1 protein-coding gene is annotated in these 809 nt (G+C 41.3%); it reads left to right on the plus strand.

The window, feature by feature from the left end; genetic code table 11:
* Positions 1-809 (plus strand): Ig-like domain-containing protein (locus tag ADH02_RS05520; protein WP_048783264.1); only part of this gene is annotated, 809 nt, incomplete at both ends.

An 809-nucleotide genomic window follows, 5' to 3' on the forward strand; every position in this document is an offset into this window, starting at 1 on the left:
ATCGATGCTGATCAACCAGCAAAATTCATTGATCCAGAAACAGGCGAACCAACAGATGAAACAACATTACCAGCGATGAAAGATGGGAAACAAGTGGGTACGTACACAATCGACCCATTAACAGGTGAAGTAACATTTACACCGAATAAAGACTTTGTTGGAACTCCAGACGGAATTTCTGTTCAAGCTAAAGACGCGAACGGAACACCAGCAACAGCTAAATACACACCAACAGTTACACCAGTAACTCCAACAGCTGAAGATGTAGAGTCAACTGGAAAACAAGGACAAGAACAAAAACAAACACCTAAATTCACCGAAGGTGATCCAGTAGCACCAATCACAATTAGCGCTGATAACCCAGCTAAATTCATCGATCCTGAAACAGGTGAACCAACTGACGCTACAGAATTACCAGCGATGAAAGATGGTAAACAAGTGGGTACTTACACAATCAACCCAAATACTGGTGAAGTAACGTTTAAACCTAATAAAGACTTTGTTGGAACTCCAGACGAAATTTCTGTTCAAGCTAAAGACGCGAACGGAACACCAGCGACAGCTAAGTACACACCAACTGTAACAGGTGTAACACCAACTGGTGAAGATAAGACTACAACAGGTAAACAAGGACAAACTCAAAAAGAAACTCCTAAGTTTACAGAAGGCGACTCTGAAGTACCAATGAAGATTGACGCTGATCAACCAGCTAAATTCATTGATCCAGCTACAGGTGAACCAACAGATGCGACTGAATTACCAGCAATGAAAGATGGAAAACAAGTAGGTACTTACAAACTTGATCCATT

The sequence above is a fragment of the Streptococcus sp. 263_SSPC genome, from assembly GCF_001071995.1.
Taxonomy (GTDB): Bacteria; Bacillota; Bacilli; order Lactobacillales; family Aerococcaceae; genus Granulicatella.